Source organism: Roseateles chitinivorans, from assembly GCF_002761755.1.
In the GTDB taxonomy this organism is placed as follows: domain Bacteria; phylum Pseudomonadota; class Gammaproteobacteria; order Burkholderiales; family Burkholderiaceae_C; genus Roseateles; species Roseateles chitinivorans.
This window is the reverse complement of record NZ_PEOG01000008.1, coordinates 39,407-54,451: the sequence shown is the minus strand read 5'-3', so window position 1 is coordinate 54,451 and position 15,045 is coordinate 39,407. Positions and strand designations below refer to the sequence as shown.

The window sequence follows — 15,045 nt, the reverse complement described above, 5'->3', positions numbered from 1 at the left end:
TTCCACGTCCCCACCGCCCCGCCTCTCCATCGACCGCTCCGAGCCGTGCGCGCGCGTCCGTCCGGCCGCCCCTCCCAGCGCGGCTTCACGCTGATTGAACTGATCGTGGCGATCACCATCGTGGCGATCGCCAGCGCCACCGTCGCGGTCGCGGTGCGGGACCGCGCCGACGTGCAGCTCGAGCGCGAAGCCCTGCAGCTGGCCTCGGTGCTCGAGACCGCCCGGGCCGAGGCCCGCGCCGCTTCGCTGGACGTGCGCTGGGTGCCGGACTCCGGCAATGACGCCGGCCGCTACCACCTCACTGGCCTGCCCTCGCCGCTCGTCAGGCGGCTGGGCCTGGAGCGGCCTTGGCTGGGCGACACGCCCATCGTCGAGATCCAGGGCGCCGCCGCCAACGGCCGCACGCTACGCCTGGGGCCGGAGCCGCTCATCGGCGCGCAGCGCGTCACGCTGATCCGCGGCGATCACCGGATCACCCTCGCCACCGATGGACTGCGTCCCTTCGCGATCACGAAGGGAGGCGCATGAGCGGCACCCCCAGACCCGGCCGGCACGGCCTGCTTGCGCCTGTCCCCGGGCGCGCCTCGCGTGCTGCCGGCTTCACCCTCATCGAGGTGCTGGTGGCGTTGACGATCGTCGCGTTGTGCCTGGCGGCGGGCTTGCGGGCGGCCGGCGCGATGACCTCGAACTCGGACCGGCTCGCCATCAACTCGCTCGCGCAGTGGTGCGCCGAGAACGAGCTGACCGAGATGCGCCTGACCAAGACCTTCCCCGGCGTCGGCGACAACAGCGCCAGTTGCACCCAGATGGGCCGCGATTTCAACGTCAGGCTGGCGATCCGTTCGACGCCCAATCCCAATTTCCGTCGTGTCGAGGCGCAGGTCTTCGACGACCGCGACCGCCCGCTGCTGACGCTCACCACCATCGTGGGGCGCAACTGATGCGGCGCCCGGGTGGTTCCTCCTTCCGGCGCGCGGCGCGCGGATTCACGCTGATCGAGGTCGTCGTCGCGCTGGTCGTGATGGCGGTGATGTCGGTGATGGCCTGGCGCGCGGTGAGCGCGCTGACCACCAGCCGCGAGCACAACGAGGTCGCGATGGAGCGCGCCGAGACGCTGCAGACGCTGATGCGGCAATGGGAACTGGACCTGCGCGAGGTGCAGGACAGCGGCGTGGTGACGTCGGCGCTGGCCTTCGACGGCGCGACCCTGCGCCTGACCCGGCGCCGCGAGACCGGCCTGCAGCTGGTCGCCTGGCAGCTGAGGGACGGCCGGCTGTCGCGCTGGGAGTCGGCGCCGGTGGTGAACCGGGACGACCTGCAGGACGCCTGGTTCCGCAGCCAGCAGCTGAGCGCCGAGGAGCTGCGCGCGATGCCGGGCCTGGACGGCGTGGTCGGCTGGCAGATGTTCTTCTTCCGCGGCAACGCCTGGTCCAACGCGCAGTCCAGCGGCGAGCTGGTGCCGCAGGATCCGGCCGCCTCGTCGCCGACTGGCCCGAATTCGCCGAAGCAGCGCGTCGCCGTGCCGCAGGGCGTGCGGATGCGACTGCAGTTCGGCGAGGGCAGCGGCTATCGCGGCGAACTGGTTCGCGAAGTCGCGGTGGAAAGCAACGGCTCATGAACGCGCCCGCCCTGCCGTCTCGCCCGACAGCCCTCCCGATTCCGCGCCGGGGGCGGCGCTCGCCTCGCGGCGCCGCCTTGCTGACCGCGCTGCTGATCGTGGTGCTGGTGACGACGCTGTCGGCCGCCATGTTGTGGCGGCAGGCCCGCAGCATCCAGATCGAGGCCGCGGACCGCGGCCGCGCCCAGGCCGACTGGGTGCTTCAGGGCGCGCTGGACTGGGCGCGGCTGATCCTGCGCGAGGACAAGCGCAACAACATGAACTCGCGTGACGGCAAGCCGGCCTCGGATGACCTCACCGAGGTCTGGTCGGTGCCGCTGGCCGAGGCGCGTCTGTCGAGCTTCCTGTCGCAGGACGAGAACAAGTCCGCCGATGCGGGGCCGGATGCCTTCCTGTCCGGTCACATCGAGGACGCGCAATCGCGCTTCAACCTGCGCAACCTGGTGGACAACCGGCCCGAAGAGGTGCGCGCCGCCGCCCAGCTCTTCCAGGCCGCCGGCCTGAGCACCAACCTGGTCGAGCAACTGCGGCTCAGCATGAACTACGCGGCCGTGCCCGCCAGCGCGCCGCCGGGGGAGGTGCCGCTGCTGCCGACGCGGCTGGCGCAACTGCGCTGGCTCGGCCTGAACGACGAACAGATCCGGCGCCTGAGCACGCTGGTGGTGATCCTGCCCAGGCGCACGCCGGTCAATGTGAACACCGCGCCGCGCGAGGTGCTCGCCGCGGTGCTGTTCACCGACACCGGCTCGGCGGACCGCATCGTGCGCCAGCGCCAGGTCAAGCCCTTCCGGAGCTTCGAGGACCTCAAGCCCTTCGTGCCGCAGGAGCCGGCGCTCAGCGCCGAGCGCACCGCCTTCACCAGCGACTTCTTCTTCGTCGAGGGCCAACTGCGCATGGACGATCGGGTGCTGGCGCAGCGCTCCCTGGTCGAGCGCCGCAACCTCGAGATGGTCGTGCTCGACCGCGAACGCCTGCAACGGCTGTCCACGCTGCCCGGCACCGCCGCCGGCTACGGGGCCACGCCTTGAACCCGTCGACGCAGGAGCGGCCGCAGGGCCGCCGCGGTCGGCGCCGACACGACTGGACACAAGAGGGACGGGATGCATGGACTTGTAAAGCCTCGACTACGGGCTTCTTCGGGGGCGTGCGGCGCCGAACCGTCATGCAAGCCCTCCTAGAATCCGCGATCTCATGAGTACCCTGCTCATCCTGTTGCCGGCCCACCCGCCTCAGAGCGGCACCGCGCAAGACTACGAATACTGGTTCAGCCACGACGCGCAAGCGCCGGCCCACGCGCGGGGGCACGGCGAGCGCGCGCCGCTGTCCGCCCTGCCGCGCGCCGACCGGGTGATGGCGCTGATCGGCGACGACCAGCTCAGCTGGCTGCCGGCGCAGTTGCCCAAGGTCAAGGGCGGGAAGCTGCGCGGCGCCGTCGTCGGCGTGATGGAGGACCAGCTGCTCGAGGATCCCGAGCGGCTGCACTTCGCGCTGCTGGACAGTCCCGATGCCGACGGCCGCACCCACTGGGTCGCCGTGACCGCCCGCGAGCCGCTGCGCGCGCACCTGCAGGCGATCGAGGCGGCCGGGCTGCTGGTCGAGTCGCTGCTGCCGCTGTCCTGGCCGCAGCCGGCCTCGGGCAGTGCCGACGGCGGCTATGTCCACGCCGGCGCCGACGGCCGCGCACGGCTGCGGGTGTCCCGCGCCGACGGCGTGGCGACCTTCCCGCTGGACAGCGGCGGCCTGCGCAACTGGCTGGGCGAGGACTGGTGGCAGCAGGCCCCGGTGAGCGCCAGCCCCGCCGCCGCGGCCGAGGCCGAGCAGTGGCTCGGTCGTCCGGTGCGGGTGCTGAGCGACACCGACCGCGCCTGGGCCGCCCGCCAGGCCCCGGTCAACCTGCTGCAGTTCGACCTCACCCCGCGCCAGCGCGGCTGGCAGCGCCTGTACCAGGCCTGGCAGACGCTGCAGACGCCGGCCTGGCGGCCGTTCCGCTGGGGCGTCGTCGGCCTGGTCGCGGTGCAGGTGATCGGCCTGAACGCGATGGCCTGGCAACAGGGCCGCGCCATCGACGCGCGCAAGGCCGAGCAGGAAGCGCTGCTGCGACAGAGCTTCCCGCAGGTGCGCGTGGTCCGCGACGCCCGCGCGCAGATGGTGCGCGAGACCGAGGCGCTGCGCGGCGGTGCCGGTCAGGTCGGCCCGGGCGATCTGGAAGATCTCCTTGCTGCCGTCGCCCGCGCCACGCCGCCGGGCGAACCGCCGCTGCCGGGCCTGCGCTTCGAGCCGGGCCGATTGCAGTTGTCCGGCCTGAGCGCGCCGCAGCGCGCGCAGCTGCGCGACCGGCTTGGCCGCGATCCGGCGCTGCGGGTCGCCGAGGACGGCGACGCGCTCCAACTCAGCCTGCGACCCGAGAACCGATGAACAGCTTCACGACGATGCGCCGGGACCTCGACGCCCGCTGGCAGGCGGCCGCGCCGCGCGAGCGCCTGATCGCGCGCCTGGCCGCGGTCTTCATCGGCCTGCTGCTGCTGTGGCTGATCGCGCTGGCGCCGGCCTGGAGCACGCTGCGCAAGGCGCCCGGCGAACTGGACCGGCTCGACCGCGAGCTGCAGCAGATGCGCGCGATGGCGCTGCAGACGCAGGCGCTGAAGCAGGCGGTGCCCGTCTCCGCCGAGCAGTCGGTGGCGGCCCTGCGCGCCGCGACCGCGCGGCTGGGCCCGGCCGCCGAATTGACGATCACCGGCACCCAGGCGCAACTGCGCTTGCGCGGCGTGCCCGGCGGCGCGCTGGCGATGTGGATCGGCGAAGCGCGCCAGGGCGCGCGCGCCCGACCGCAAGAGGCCGAGCTGCAATCCGGTCCGCAGGGCTACAGCGGCCGCCTGACGCTGCTGCTGCCCGCCGCGGCAGGGAACTGAGCGATGGCCCGACGATCGAGCGCCCGGCTCACGACCTCGACGGCGAACGCCGCCTCGACCACCGGTTTCGTCCGCGCCTTCCGCTGGGCCGAGCTCGGCGCGGTGCTCGGCCTGGTGACGGCGGTTGTGGCCTGGGCCCCGGCGGCCTGGCTGGCCTCGGCGGTGTCCTCGGCGACCAACGAGCGTCTGCTGCTGGCCGACGCCCGCGGCACGCTCTGGAACGGCAGCGCCCGCCTGATCCTGAGTCCCGGTCCCGGCAGCCGTGACGCCAGCGAACTGCCGCAGCGGCTGGGCTGGACGATGCGACCGGGCTGGATCGATGGCGGGCTGGGCCTGCGCCTGACGCTGGACCAGTCCTGCTGCATCAAGCCCGCCGCGCCGCTGACGGCGAGCTTCGGCCTCGACCGCCTCACCGTGCGGCTGCCCGACGCGACGCCGGAGCAGCCGTGGATCCGCTGGCCGGCCGGCTGGCTGTCGGGCCTGGGCACGCCGTGGAACACGCTGGCGCCGGACGGGCTCATCGCGGTCAGCGCGCAGGGCTTCGTCTTCGAGGGCCGCGGGGCCGCGGTCAGCGTGACCGGCGCGGCCCAGGTCGAACTGCGGGACTTCTCCTCCCGCCTGGCGCAGGTGGCGCCGCTGGGCAGCTACCGGATGGGGCTGGTGGGCGGCGGGCAGACGCCGCAGCTGATCCTGACGACGATCCAGGGGCCGCTGCAACTGAGCGGCCAGGGCAGCCTGGGCGCGAAGCGGTCGCAGTTCCGGGGCGAGGCGACGGCCGCCCCGGGGAGCGAGGCCGCCTTGGCCAATTTGTTGAACATCATCGGGCGCCGCGAGGGCGCGCGCTCGATCATCTCGGTGGGATGAGCATGAACAAGCACATGATGCGACCGACGGCGCTGGGCATGGCGATCAGCCTGATCGCGGGCAGCCTGCCCCTGCAGGCCGGCGCACAGTCGAATCAGCAGCAGAACCGCCGACAGCCGGCCGTGCGCGCGAGCACGCCGGTCACGCTGAACTTCGTCAACACCGACATCGAGGCGGTCTCGCGCGCGATGTCCGCCGCGCTGGGCAAGCCGATCCTGGTCGATCCCCGGGTCAAGGGCACGATGACGCTGACCGCCGAGCAGCCGGTGCCGGTGCAGGAGGCCTACCTGAGCTACCTGGCGGCGCTGCGCGGGATGGGCTTCTCGATGGTCGAATCCGGCGGGCTGCTCAAGCTCGTGCCCGAGGCCGAGGCCAAGCTGCAGACCGGCGCGGTCACGATCGCCGGCGAGGCGCGCGCCCGCGGCGACCAGGTCATGACGCAGATCTTCAAGCTCAACCACGAGAACGCGAACAACCTCGTGGCGGTGCTGCGGCCACTGATCACGCCCAACAACACGATCAATGCCAACCCGGGCAACAACAGCCTGGTGATCACCGATTACGCCGAGAACCTGCAGCGCATCAGCCGCATCGTCGCGGCCCTGGACCAGCCGTCCAACACCGACATCGAGGTGATCCCGCTGCGCAACGCGGTGGCCTCGGACATCGTGCAGCTGGTGCAGCGGCTCTCCGACGGCGGCAGCGGCGCGCAGGGCGTGGTGACGCCGCAGGGCGGCGCGGGCGGCGGCAGCAGCAGCGTCATGGCCGATCCGCGCAGCAACGCGCTGATCGTGCGTGCGGCCAATCCGGCCAAGCTGATGCAGCTGCGCGCGATGATCGCCAAGCTCGACCAGCCCAGCACCGACACCGGCGGCAGCATCCGCGTGATCTACCTGAAGAACGCCGACGCGGTGCGCCTGGCCACGGTGCTGCGCGCGGCCTACACGAACAATGCCGGCCCGGGCGCCGGCGGTGGATCGAACAGCAACTCGGGCAGCGGCACCGGCAGCTTCGCCGGCGCGCAGACCGGCAGCGCCGGCACCAGCGGCGGCTTCGCCGGCAACAGCTCGTCCTTCGGCGGCAACTCGTCGAGCTCCGGCAGCAGCGGCTCCTCGGGCAGCGGCAGCGCGTCGACGCAGGTCAGCCAGACGGCGCAGGTCAACACCGGCGGCTTCGTGCAGGCGGACCCCGCGACCAACTCGCTGATCATCACCGCGCCCGAGCCGATGTACCGCCAGATCCGGGCCGTCGTCGAGCAGCTCGACACGCGCCGCGCGCAGATCTACGTCGAGGCGCTGATCGTCAAGGTCGACGCCTCCAAGGCCGGCCAGTTCGGCGTGCAGTTCCAGCAGCTCTTCGGCGAGGGCGCGATCGGCACCAACTTCGGCACCGGCTACGCCAACATCCTCAACCTGACCGCCGCCACGGCCGGCGGCACGACCGGCGTCAGCACCGCGATCCAGAGCGGCCAGATCCCGACCGGCCTGAATGTCGGCATCATCAAGAAGGTCGGCAGCCTGTACACGCTGGGGGCCATTGCCAATGTGCTGGGGTCGGTCAGCGGCACCAACGTGCTGTCGACGCCGTCGATGATCGTCCAGGACAACGAGGAAGCCGACCTGCTGATCGGCAGCAACGTGCCGGTGCTGACCGGCAATTCGACGACCACCTCGGGCACCACCACCAGCCCCTTCCAGACCTTCGAGCGCCGCGACGTCGGCTTGCGGCTGAAGGTGCGCGCGACCGTCGGCGAGAACGGCACGGTGCGCATGAAGGTCTACCAGGAGAATTCCAGCGTCGTCGCCTCGGCCAACTCGGCCACGCAGGGTCCGACCTTCGACAAGAGCGCGGTGGAGACCTCGGTGACGCTGGAGGACGGCCAGGTGCTGGTGCTCGGCGGCCTGCTCAAGGACGAGTACACCGACGGCGAGGACAAGGTGCCGGGCCTGGGCGACATCCCGCTGCTGGGCAACCTGTTCAAGAACCAGACCCGCAAGCGGACCAAGTCCAACCAGATGATCTTCCTGCGGCCGGTGCTGTTGCGCACGCCGGAGAGCGCGATGGCGCTGACGATGGACCGCTACGACGCGATCCGCGCCTACCAGCAGGAATCGCAGCCCAAGCAGTCGATGGTGCTGCCCGACACCGGCGCGCCGATCCTGCCGGAGAAGCCGGCGTCCGCCCCGGGCACGACCAATCCCCAGCAGCTGCCGCTGCCGGTGTATCCCGCCTCCTCGCCGGTGCCGGGCCCGGCCGCGCCGGCCAGCGCGCCGCAGGGCCGCTGAGCCGGGAGCCGCCATGGCCAGCCGACATCCCCTTCCCTACGCCGTCGCCAGGTCGCAGCAACTGCTGCTCGAGGACGACGGCCAGCAGCGCACCCTCTGGGCGACGCCGGCGCTGTCGCTGCCGGTGCTGTCGGAGCTGCAGCGGGTCTACGCGCCCTCGCGCATCGAATGCCTGAGCGTGGCCGAGCTGTCGCAGCGCATCCAGGCGGCCTACGCCGGCGGCGAGGACAGCGCCGCGCTGGTGGTGGGCGAGGTCGAGAGCGCCGTCGACCTGTCGCGCCTGATGCAGGACCTGCCGGCGGTCGAGGACCTGCTCGAGACCGCCGACGACGCGCCCATCATCCGCATGCTCAATGCGCTGCTGACGCAGGCCGCCAACAACGGCGCGAGCGATATCCACATCGAGCCCTATGAGCGCGAGAGCTCGGTGCGCTTCCGCGTCGACGGCACGCTGCGCGAGGTGGTGCGCCCGAACCGCGCGCTGCATGCGGCGCTGATCTCGCGGTTGAAGATCATGGCGGAGCTCGACATCGCCGAGAAGCGCCTGCCGCAGGACGGCCGGATCTCGCTGCGCATCGGCGGCCGCGCGATCGACGTGCGGGTGAGCACCCTGCCCTCGGCGCACGGCGAGCGCGCGGTGCTGCGTCTGCTCGACAAGTCGGAGTCGCGCTTCACCCTGGCGGCGCTGGGCATGGACGGCGAACGGCTGGAGCGCTTCCAGCGCCTGGCGCAGCAGCCGCACGGCATCGTGCTGGTGACCGGTCCGACAGGCTCGGGCAAGACGACGACGCTCTATGCGGCGCTGCAGACGGTCGACACCTCGACGACCAATGTGCTGACCGTCGAGGACCCGATCGAGTACGAGCTGCCCGGCATCGGCCAGACCCAGGTCAACGCGCGCATCGACCTGACCTTCGCCAAGGCGCTGCGGGCGATCCTGCGGCAGGACCCGGACGTGATCATGATCGGCGAGATCCGCGACTACGAGACCGCGCAGATCGCGATCCAGGCTTCGCTGACCGGTCACCTGGTGCTGGCGACGCTGCACACCAACGACGCGGTCAGCGCGGTGACGCGCCTGACCGACATGGGCGTGGAGCCCTTCCTGCTGAGCTCCTCGCTGCTGGGCGTGCTGGCTCAGCGGCTGGTGCGCAAGCTCTGCCCGGTGTGCAAGTCGCCGGAGCCGCTGCCCGAGGGCGGCACGCGCTACCACCCGGTCGGCTGCCCGGCCTGCGCGAGCAGCGGCTACAAGGGCCGGACCGGGGTGTACGAACTGATGGTCTGCGACGACACGATCCGCGGCCTGATCCACAACCAGGCGGCGGAGTCCGAGCTGCTGGCCGCGGCGCGCGCCAACGGCCTGCGCTCGATGCGCGAGGACGGCGACCGGCTGGTGGCCGCCGGCGTGACGTCCGAAGAGGAAGTGCTGCGGGTCACGCGCGAGTGAGCGCGGCGGCTCCCGACCGCGCGCCCTGACGCCGCACGAAGCAGTCAATCACGAGGTTCCCAGCGATGCCCGCCTTCAAGTACGACGCCCTCGACGCGTCCGGCAAGTCCCAGCAGGGTCTGCTGGAGGCCGACACCGCGAAAGCCGCGCGCACGCAGCTGCGCGCGCAGGGGCTGGTGCCGATGGAGGTGAAGCCGGTGGCGGCGCCGGCCGGCAAGCAGTCCCGCTGGTCGCGGCGCGCCTTCAAGCCGGCGACGCTGACGGTGTGGACGCGGCAGCTCGCGGGGCTGGTCTCGGCGGGCCTGCCGCTGGAGCGCTCGCTGTCGGCGCTGGCCGACGAGGCCGAAGACCCGCGGCAGCGCGAGCTGATGTCGCAGCTCAAGTCGGAGGTCAACGCCGGCTCGTCCTTCGCCCGGGCGCTGGCGATCGCGCCGCGCGAATTCGACGACGTCTACCGCGCGGTGGTCGCCGCCGGCGAGCAGAGCGGCGCGCTCGGCCCGGTGCTGGAAAGCCTGGCGGACGACCTCGAGGAGCAGCAGCGGCTGCGCTCGGAGCTGTTCGGCGCGCTGGCCTATCCGGTGATCGTCTGCATCATCGCGGTGCTGGCGGTCAGCTTCCTGCTGACCTACGTCGTGCCGCAGGTGGCGGCGGTCTTCACCCAGACCAAGCAGACGCTGCCGCTGCTGACGCGGATCATGATGGGCCTGTCGGACCTGATGCGGACCTGGGGCCTGGCGATCGTCGCGGTGCTGGCGGCGGTGTTCTTCGGCATGCGCCAGATCCTCAAGCGCGAGGGACCGCGGCAGCGCTTCGACGCCGCCTGGCTGAACCTGCCGCTGCTGGGCCGGCTCTCGCGCGGCTACAACGCGGCGCGCTTCTCGGGGACGCTGGCGATGCTGGCCGGCGCCGGCGTGCCCATCCTGAAGGCGCTGCAGGCGGCGGCCGAGACCCTATCCAACCAGGCGATGCGGGCCGACGCGCTGGACGCGCTGGCGCAGGTCCGGGAAGGCGCGCCGCTGGGCGCGGCGCTGGCCGGGAAGAAGCGCTTCCCGGGGCTGCTGTCGATGTTCGCGCGCCTGGGCGAGCAGACCGGCCAACTGCCCGACATGCTGCAGCGCGCCGCGCGCCAGCTGGGCAACGAGGTCAAGCGCCGCGCGATGACGCTGGCGACACTGCTGGAGCCGCTGCTGATCGTCGCGATGGGCGGCGTGGTGATGCTGATCGTGCTGTCGGTGCTGCTGCCGATCATGGACATGAACAAGCTGGCGGCGCAGTAGGCGACGCGGGCCCCTCGCCGCCTATCATCCGGACCCATGCCAGCCTCCCTCGACGGCCGCCTGGTGGTGGCCCTTTCCTCCCGTGCGCTGTTCGACTTCGAAGAGGAGAACCAGCTCTTCGAGAACAGCGACGACCGCGCCTACATGCGGCTGCAGCAGCAGCGCCTGGACGAGCCGGCCAAGCCCGGCACTGCCTTCTCCCTGGTGCGCAAGCTGCTCGCCTTCAACGCCCTGGGCGAGACGCCCCGCGTCGAGGTCGTCGTCCTGTCCCGCAACGATCCGATCTCCGGCATGCGCGTGTTCCGCTCCGCGCAGCACTACGGACTGACCATCGAGCGCGGCGTCTTCACCCGCGGCCAGAGCCCCTGGCGCTACCTCAAGCCGCTCAAGGCCCAGCTGTTCCTGTCGGCCAACGAGGAAGACGTGCGTTCCGCGCTCGCCGCGGGCGTGGCCGCGGCCCGTGTCTTCCCGCAGTCTGCCCGGGCCTCCGCGGCCTTTCCCGATGAACTCCGCATCGCCTTCGACGGCGACGCGGTGCTGTTCTCCGACGAGGCCGAGCAGATCTACCAGCGCGACGGCCTCGACGCGTTCCAGGCCCATGAGCGCGAACGCAAGCTCACGCCGCTGCCCGCCGGCCCGTTCAAGCAGGTGCTGCACGAGCTGCAGCGCCTGCAGGCCGCGCCCGCCGCGCCGATGCGGCTGCGCACCGCGCTGGTCACCGCCCGCAGCGCGCCCGCCCATGAGCGCGCGATCCGCACGCTGATGGACTGGGAGGTCGAGGTCGACGAGGCGATGTTCCTCGGCGGCCTGGCCAAGGGCGAATTCCTGCGCGAGTTCGAGCCCGATTTCTTCTTCGACGACCAGCATGGCCATGTCCAGAACGCGGTGCCCCATGTGCCGGCCGGGCATGTGGCCATGGGGGTGACGAACCGCTGACGCCCCGCTCGGCGCCAGAATCCGCGCCGCATGACTTCCGGCTGCCGTCCGGCCGGTTCCCTTCACGTTCCGACGCTCCGTCCCCGGACTCCCACAAGGAAGACCTCGATGCGCATCACGCTCCGCCGCCTGGCCATCGCCTCGGCCTGCTCGATGGCCACCCTCGCCATCGCCGCCGAATCCACCGCCACCTCGGCCGCCGTCCTCGGCACCGCCGACGCCGTCGCCCGCGGCGCGGCTGCCCGTCCGGCGGTCGTCGATCCCTCGCTCGGCTTCTACCGCCAGCCGGCGCTGCGCGGTGACCGGCTGGTCTTCGTCGCCGAAGGCGACCTGTGGCAGGCCTCCGCCACCGGCGGCACCGCCCAGCGCCTGACGACCCACGGCGGCGTGGAGACCTATCCCGCCCTGTCCGCCGACGGTCGCTGGATCGCATTCACCGGCCAGCAGGAAAGCGCCAGCGACGTCTTCGTCATGCCGGCCGCCGGCGGCGTGCCCCGCCGCCTGACCTGGGACACCGGCGCGGTCCGGGTCTGGGGCATCACCGCGCAGAACGAGGTGCTCTACACCGGCAACACCGAGCGGGGGGAACCCGGCACGCAGCTGCATCTGGTCGACATCGCCACCGGCAAGCACCGTGCGCTGCCGGTCGGCCAGGCCAGCGACGGCGCGCTGAGCCCCGACGGCAAGACCCTGTACTTCACCCGCAACGGCCTGCGCGGCGACAACGCCCGCCAATACCGTGGCGGCGCCCTGGCCCGGCTGTGGGTGATGGACCTCTCCGGCACCGCCGAGGCCCGGCCGCTGATCCCCGAAGGCGCCAACGACCGCCGGCCGATGCCCTACACCGACGCCGGCGGCAATGCCCGGGTCGCCTTCCTGTCCGACCGCGACGGGACCTTCAACCTCTGGTCGGTCAAGGCCGACGGCTCCGACCTGCGCCAGCACACCCGCCTCAAGGGCTGGGACATCCGCCACGCGAGCCTGGACGGCGCGCAGGCCGTCTTCGCGGTGGGCGCCGACCTCTACCGCCTCGACCTGAACGGCGGCGCCGCCGAGCAGAAGCTGTCCATCGCGCTGGGCGGCGACTTCGACCAGCAGCGCAAGCGCTGGGTCAGCCGCCCGCAGGACTTCCTGACCGGGGTCTCGCTGTCGCCCAATGGCGAGCAGGTCGTGCTGACCGCGCGCGGCCGCCTGGCCACGCAAGGCGTCGGCCCGCTGCGCCGCGCCGAACTGCCGGTGCCGGCAGGCCTGGGTGACGCCGGTCGCTGCCGCGACACCGCCTTCAGCAGCGACAGCCGCGATGTCTTCGCGCTCTGCGACTACAGCGGCGAGCTGGAGATCTGGCGCCTCGCCGCCAACGGTGCCGGCCAGCCGCGGCAGATCACCGAAGGCGCCACCGCGATGCGCCGCAGCCTGTCGCCGTCGCCCGACGGCCGCTGGATCGCCCATACCGACAAGGAAGGCCGCCTCTTCCTCACCGACCTCAAGAACCCCAGCCGCGCCGCGGCGACCCGCGAGGTCGACCATGACACGCTCGGCGACGGCGCCACGTCGCTATCCTGGTCCGCCGACGGCAAGGCGCTGGCCTTCGTCCGCACCACCAGCAACCCCTACCGCGAGCAGCTGATGCTGCTGACCGTCGCGGACGGCAAGGTCCACCAGCTCGGCAGCGATCGCTACGCCGCCACCGCGCCGGCCTTCAGCCCCGACGGCCAGTGGCTGTACTTCCTGTCGCGCCGCACCTTCAACGTGACCGGCAACCCAGGCCCCTGGGGCGACCGCAACATGGGACCGTTCTTCGACAAGGGCTGGAAGGTCTATGCGCTGGCGCTGCAGCCGGGCCTGCGCTTCCCGTTCGCGCAGCCGGATGAGCTCCAGGGCCTGAAGGCGAAGGAGGAGGCCGAGGTCCGCGAGCAGGAGAAGGACAAGCCCGACAACAAGGAATCGAAGCAGAAGGTCGACCAGGCCAAGGCCGCCGCGGTGAAGGAAGAGAAGCCCTCGGCCAAGGACAAGCCCGGCATCCAGATCCCTGGGCTGTCGCTGCGCCTGTTCGAGGTGCCGGTCGCCGCCGGCAACTACAGCGGCCTGGCCGTCGACTCCAAGCGCCTGTACCTGCAGGAAGCCACCACCTTGCGCCAGCTGCCGATCGGCCCGGGCGAGACCAGGATCGAGACCTTCGCCGAACAGGTCACCGCCTTCGACCTGAGCGCCGACGGCAAGAAGCTGCTGATCCGCCGCCCCGCAGCGCCGGGCGCCGCGCCGGAGATCCTGATCGTCGACGCCGGACCGAAGATCCCCGGCGACCTGGACAAGTCGCGCGTGCGCTGGACCGACTGGCAGATCGCCGTCGATCCCAAGGCCGAATGGCGCCAGATGTTCAACGACGCCTGGCGCATGCAGCGCGACTTCTTCTACGACAAGGACATGCACGGCGTGGACTGGACCGCGATGCGCGCCAAGTACGCGCCGCTGGTGGAGCGCGTCACCGAGCGCAGCGAACTGGCCGAGGTCATGGCGCAGATGGTCGGCGAACTGAGCCTGCTGCACAGCCAGGTCGCGCCGGGCGAACTCCGCAAGGGCGCCGAAGAACCGGGTTTCGCCGGCCTGGGCGCGCAGCTCGAGCGCGACACCAAGGGCTGGAAGATCGCCCGCATCTTCAGCGGCGATCCGGAGCTGCCGTCCGAAGCCGGCCCGCTGGCCGCGCCCGGACTGAACATCCCGGTGGGCAGCGTGATCACGCAGATCAACGGCCGCGACGCGACCCAGGTCCCCGATCCGAGCGAGCTGATGCGCGGCCAGGCCGGCAAGCAGGTGCTGCTGCAGCTGCGCGAGCCCTCGGGCAAGGAACGCCCCGTCGTCGTCACGCCGGTCGACCTGCGCCGCGAAGGCCAGTTGCGCGTCAACGACTGGCGCTACGGCCGCGCCCGGATCGTCGATACCGCCAGCAACGGCAAGATCGGCTACCTGCACCTGCGCGCGATGACCCGCGACGACATCGGCGACTTCGCCCGCGAGTTCTACGCGCAGAGCGAGCGCGAGGGCCTGATCATCGACGTCCGCCACAACAACGGCGGCAACATCGACAGCTGGATCCTGCAGACGCTGCTGCGCCGCGCCTGGGCCTTCTGGCAGCCGCGCTCGCCGTACGGCAGCAAGCCCTATCCCAACATGCAGCAGGTGTTCCGCGGCAAGGTGGTGGTGCTGGCCAACGAGGAAACCTACTCCGACGGCGAGACCTTCTCCGAAGGCTTCAAGCGCCTGGGCCTGGGGCCCGTCATCGGCAAGACGACCTCGGGCGCCGGGGTGTGGCTGTCCGACCAGAACCGGTTGATGGACAACGGCCTGATGCGCGCCGCGGAGAACGGACAGATCACCGTCGACGGCCAGTTCCTCGTCGAGGGCAAGGGCGTGACGCCGGACATCGAGGTCGACAACCCACCGCGCGCGACCGCCAATGGCCAGGATGCGCAGCTGGACGCCGCGATCGCCTGGCTCAAGGACGCGATCGCGAAGGATCCCGTCAAGATGCCGAAGCCGGGGCCGTATCTGCGGCCGATCAAGCAGTAAGCGCTGCTTGGCGCCGCCGTGGCCGCGGCCGGCGCTGCGCGACTGCGCGGCCGCCAGCGCGGCCCATCACAGGGTAGGAGGCCTCGCGTCCGCGAACCTCCCACCCTGTTCCGGGCCCAGGGACACTCGCTGACTGCAAGCA

General features: G+C 71.7%; 12 protein-coding genes. All 12 read left to right on the top strand.

The genetic code is table 11. The features are described 5' to 3' along the window. The first annotated feature begins 45 nt into the window (after nucleotides 1-45). A complete protein-coding gene (locus CS062_RS03210; RefSeq protein ID WP_099860023.1) occupies nucleotides 46-528 on the top strand; it encodes a type II secretion system protein in 483 nt (160 codons plus the stop codon). After that, nucleotides 525-941, top strand: coding sequence for a type II secretion system minor pseudopilin GspI (gene gspI / locus CS062_RS03205; protein WP_099860022.1), 417 nt, complete (start codon nucleotides 525-527; stop codon nucleotides 939-941). Before CS062_RS03210 ends, gspI begins: the two co-directional genes overlap by 4 nt. Then, complete coding sequence (locus tag CS062_RS03200) at nucleotides 941-1,618, top strand: prepilin-type N-terminal cleavage/methylation domain-containing protein (protein WP_099860021.1); 678 nt, start codon at nucleotides 941-943, stop codon at nucleotides 1,616-1,618. Before gspI ends, CS062_RS03200 begins: the two co-directional genes overlap by 1 nt. After that, nucleotides 1,615-2,646 carry a type II secretion system minor pseudopilin GspK gene (gspK, locus tag CS062_RS03195; protein WP_233217887.1) on the top strand — a complete coding sequence of 344 codons (1,032 nt, stop codon included), beginning with the start codon at nucleotides 1,615-1,617 and terminating at the stop codon, nucleotides 2,644-2,646. The genes CS062_RS03200 and gspK overlap by 4 nt, the downstream gene beginning before the upstream one ends. A 163-nt stretch (nucleotides 2,647-2,809) precedes the next feature. Next, entirely contained in the window at nucleotides 2,810-4,033 is a 1,224-nt protein-coding gene (gene gspL / locus CS062_RS03190) for a type II secretion system protein GspL (protein WP_099860019.1), read from the top strand. Then, the gene (locus CS062_RS03185) at nucleotides 4,030-4,527 is read left to right on the top strand and encodes a type II secretion system protein M (protein ID WP_099860018.1); all 498 of its coding nucleotides are present in this window, start codon (nucleotides 4,030-4,032) and stop codon (nucleotides 4,525-4,527) included. The genes gspL and CS062_RS03185 overlap by 4 nt, the downstream gene beginning before the upstream one ends. Before the next feature lie 3 nt (nucleotides 4,528-4,530). After that, nucleotides 4,531-5,391, top strand: a complete 861-nt coding sequence (gene gspN, locus CS062_RS03180; protein ID WP_099860017.1) for a type II secretion system protein N — start codon at nucleotides 4,531-4,533, stop codon at nucleotides 5,389-5,391. A gap of 2 nt (nucleotides 5,392-5,393) precedes the next feature. Then, entirely contained in the window at nucleotides 5,394-7,676 is a 2,283-nt protein-coding gene (gene gspD, locus CS062_RS03175) for a type II secretion system secretin GspD (protein WP_233217886.1), read from the top strand. A 13-nt stretch (nucleotides 7,677-7,689) separates the two neighbouring features. Further along, nucleotides 7,690-9,123, top strand: coding sequence for a type II secretion system ATPase GspE (gene gspE / locus CS062_RS03170; RefSeq protein WP_099860015.1), 1,434 nt, complete (start codon nucleotides 7,690-7,692; stop codon nucleotides 9,121-9,123). Between the two features lie 65 nt (nucleotides 9,124-9,188). Continuing rightward, on the top strand, nucleotides 9,189-10,400 hold the full coding sequence (gene gspF / locus CS062_RS03165) for a type II secretion system inner membrane protein GspF (RefSeq protein ID WP_099860014.1): 1,212 nt from the start codon (nucleotides 9,189-9,191) through the stop codon (nucleotides 10,398-10,400). A gap of 36 nt (nucleotides 10,401-10,436) precedes the next feature. Then, nucleotides 10,437-11,336 carry a 5'-nucleotidase gene (locus tag CS062_RS03160; protein ID WP_099860013.1) on the top strand — a complete coding sequence of 300 codons (900 nt, stop codon included), beginning with the start codon at nucleotides 10,437-10,439 and terminating at the stop codon, nucleotides 11,334-11,336. A 108-nt stretch (nucleotides 11,337-11,444) separates the two neighbouring features. Beyond that, the gene (locus CS062_RS03155) at nucleotides 11,445-14,903 is read left to right on the top strand and encodes a S41 family peptidase (protein ID WP_158238652.1); all 3,459 of its coding nucleotides are present in this window, start codon (nucleotides 11,445-11,447) and stop codon (nucleotides 14,901-14,903) included. The last annotated feature ends 142 nt before the right edge of the window (nucleotides 14,904-15,045 follow it).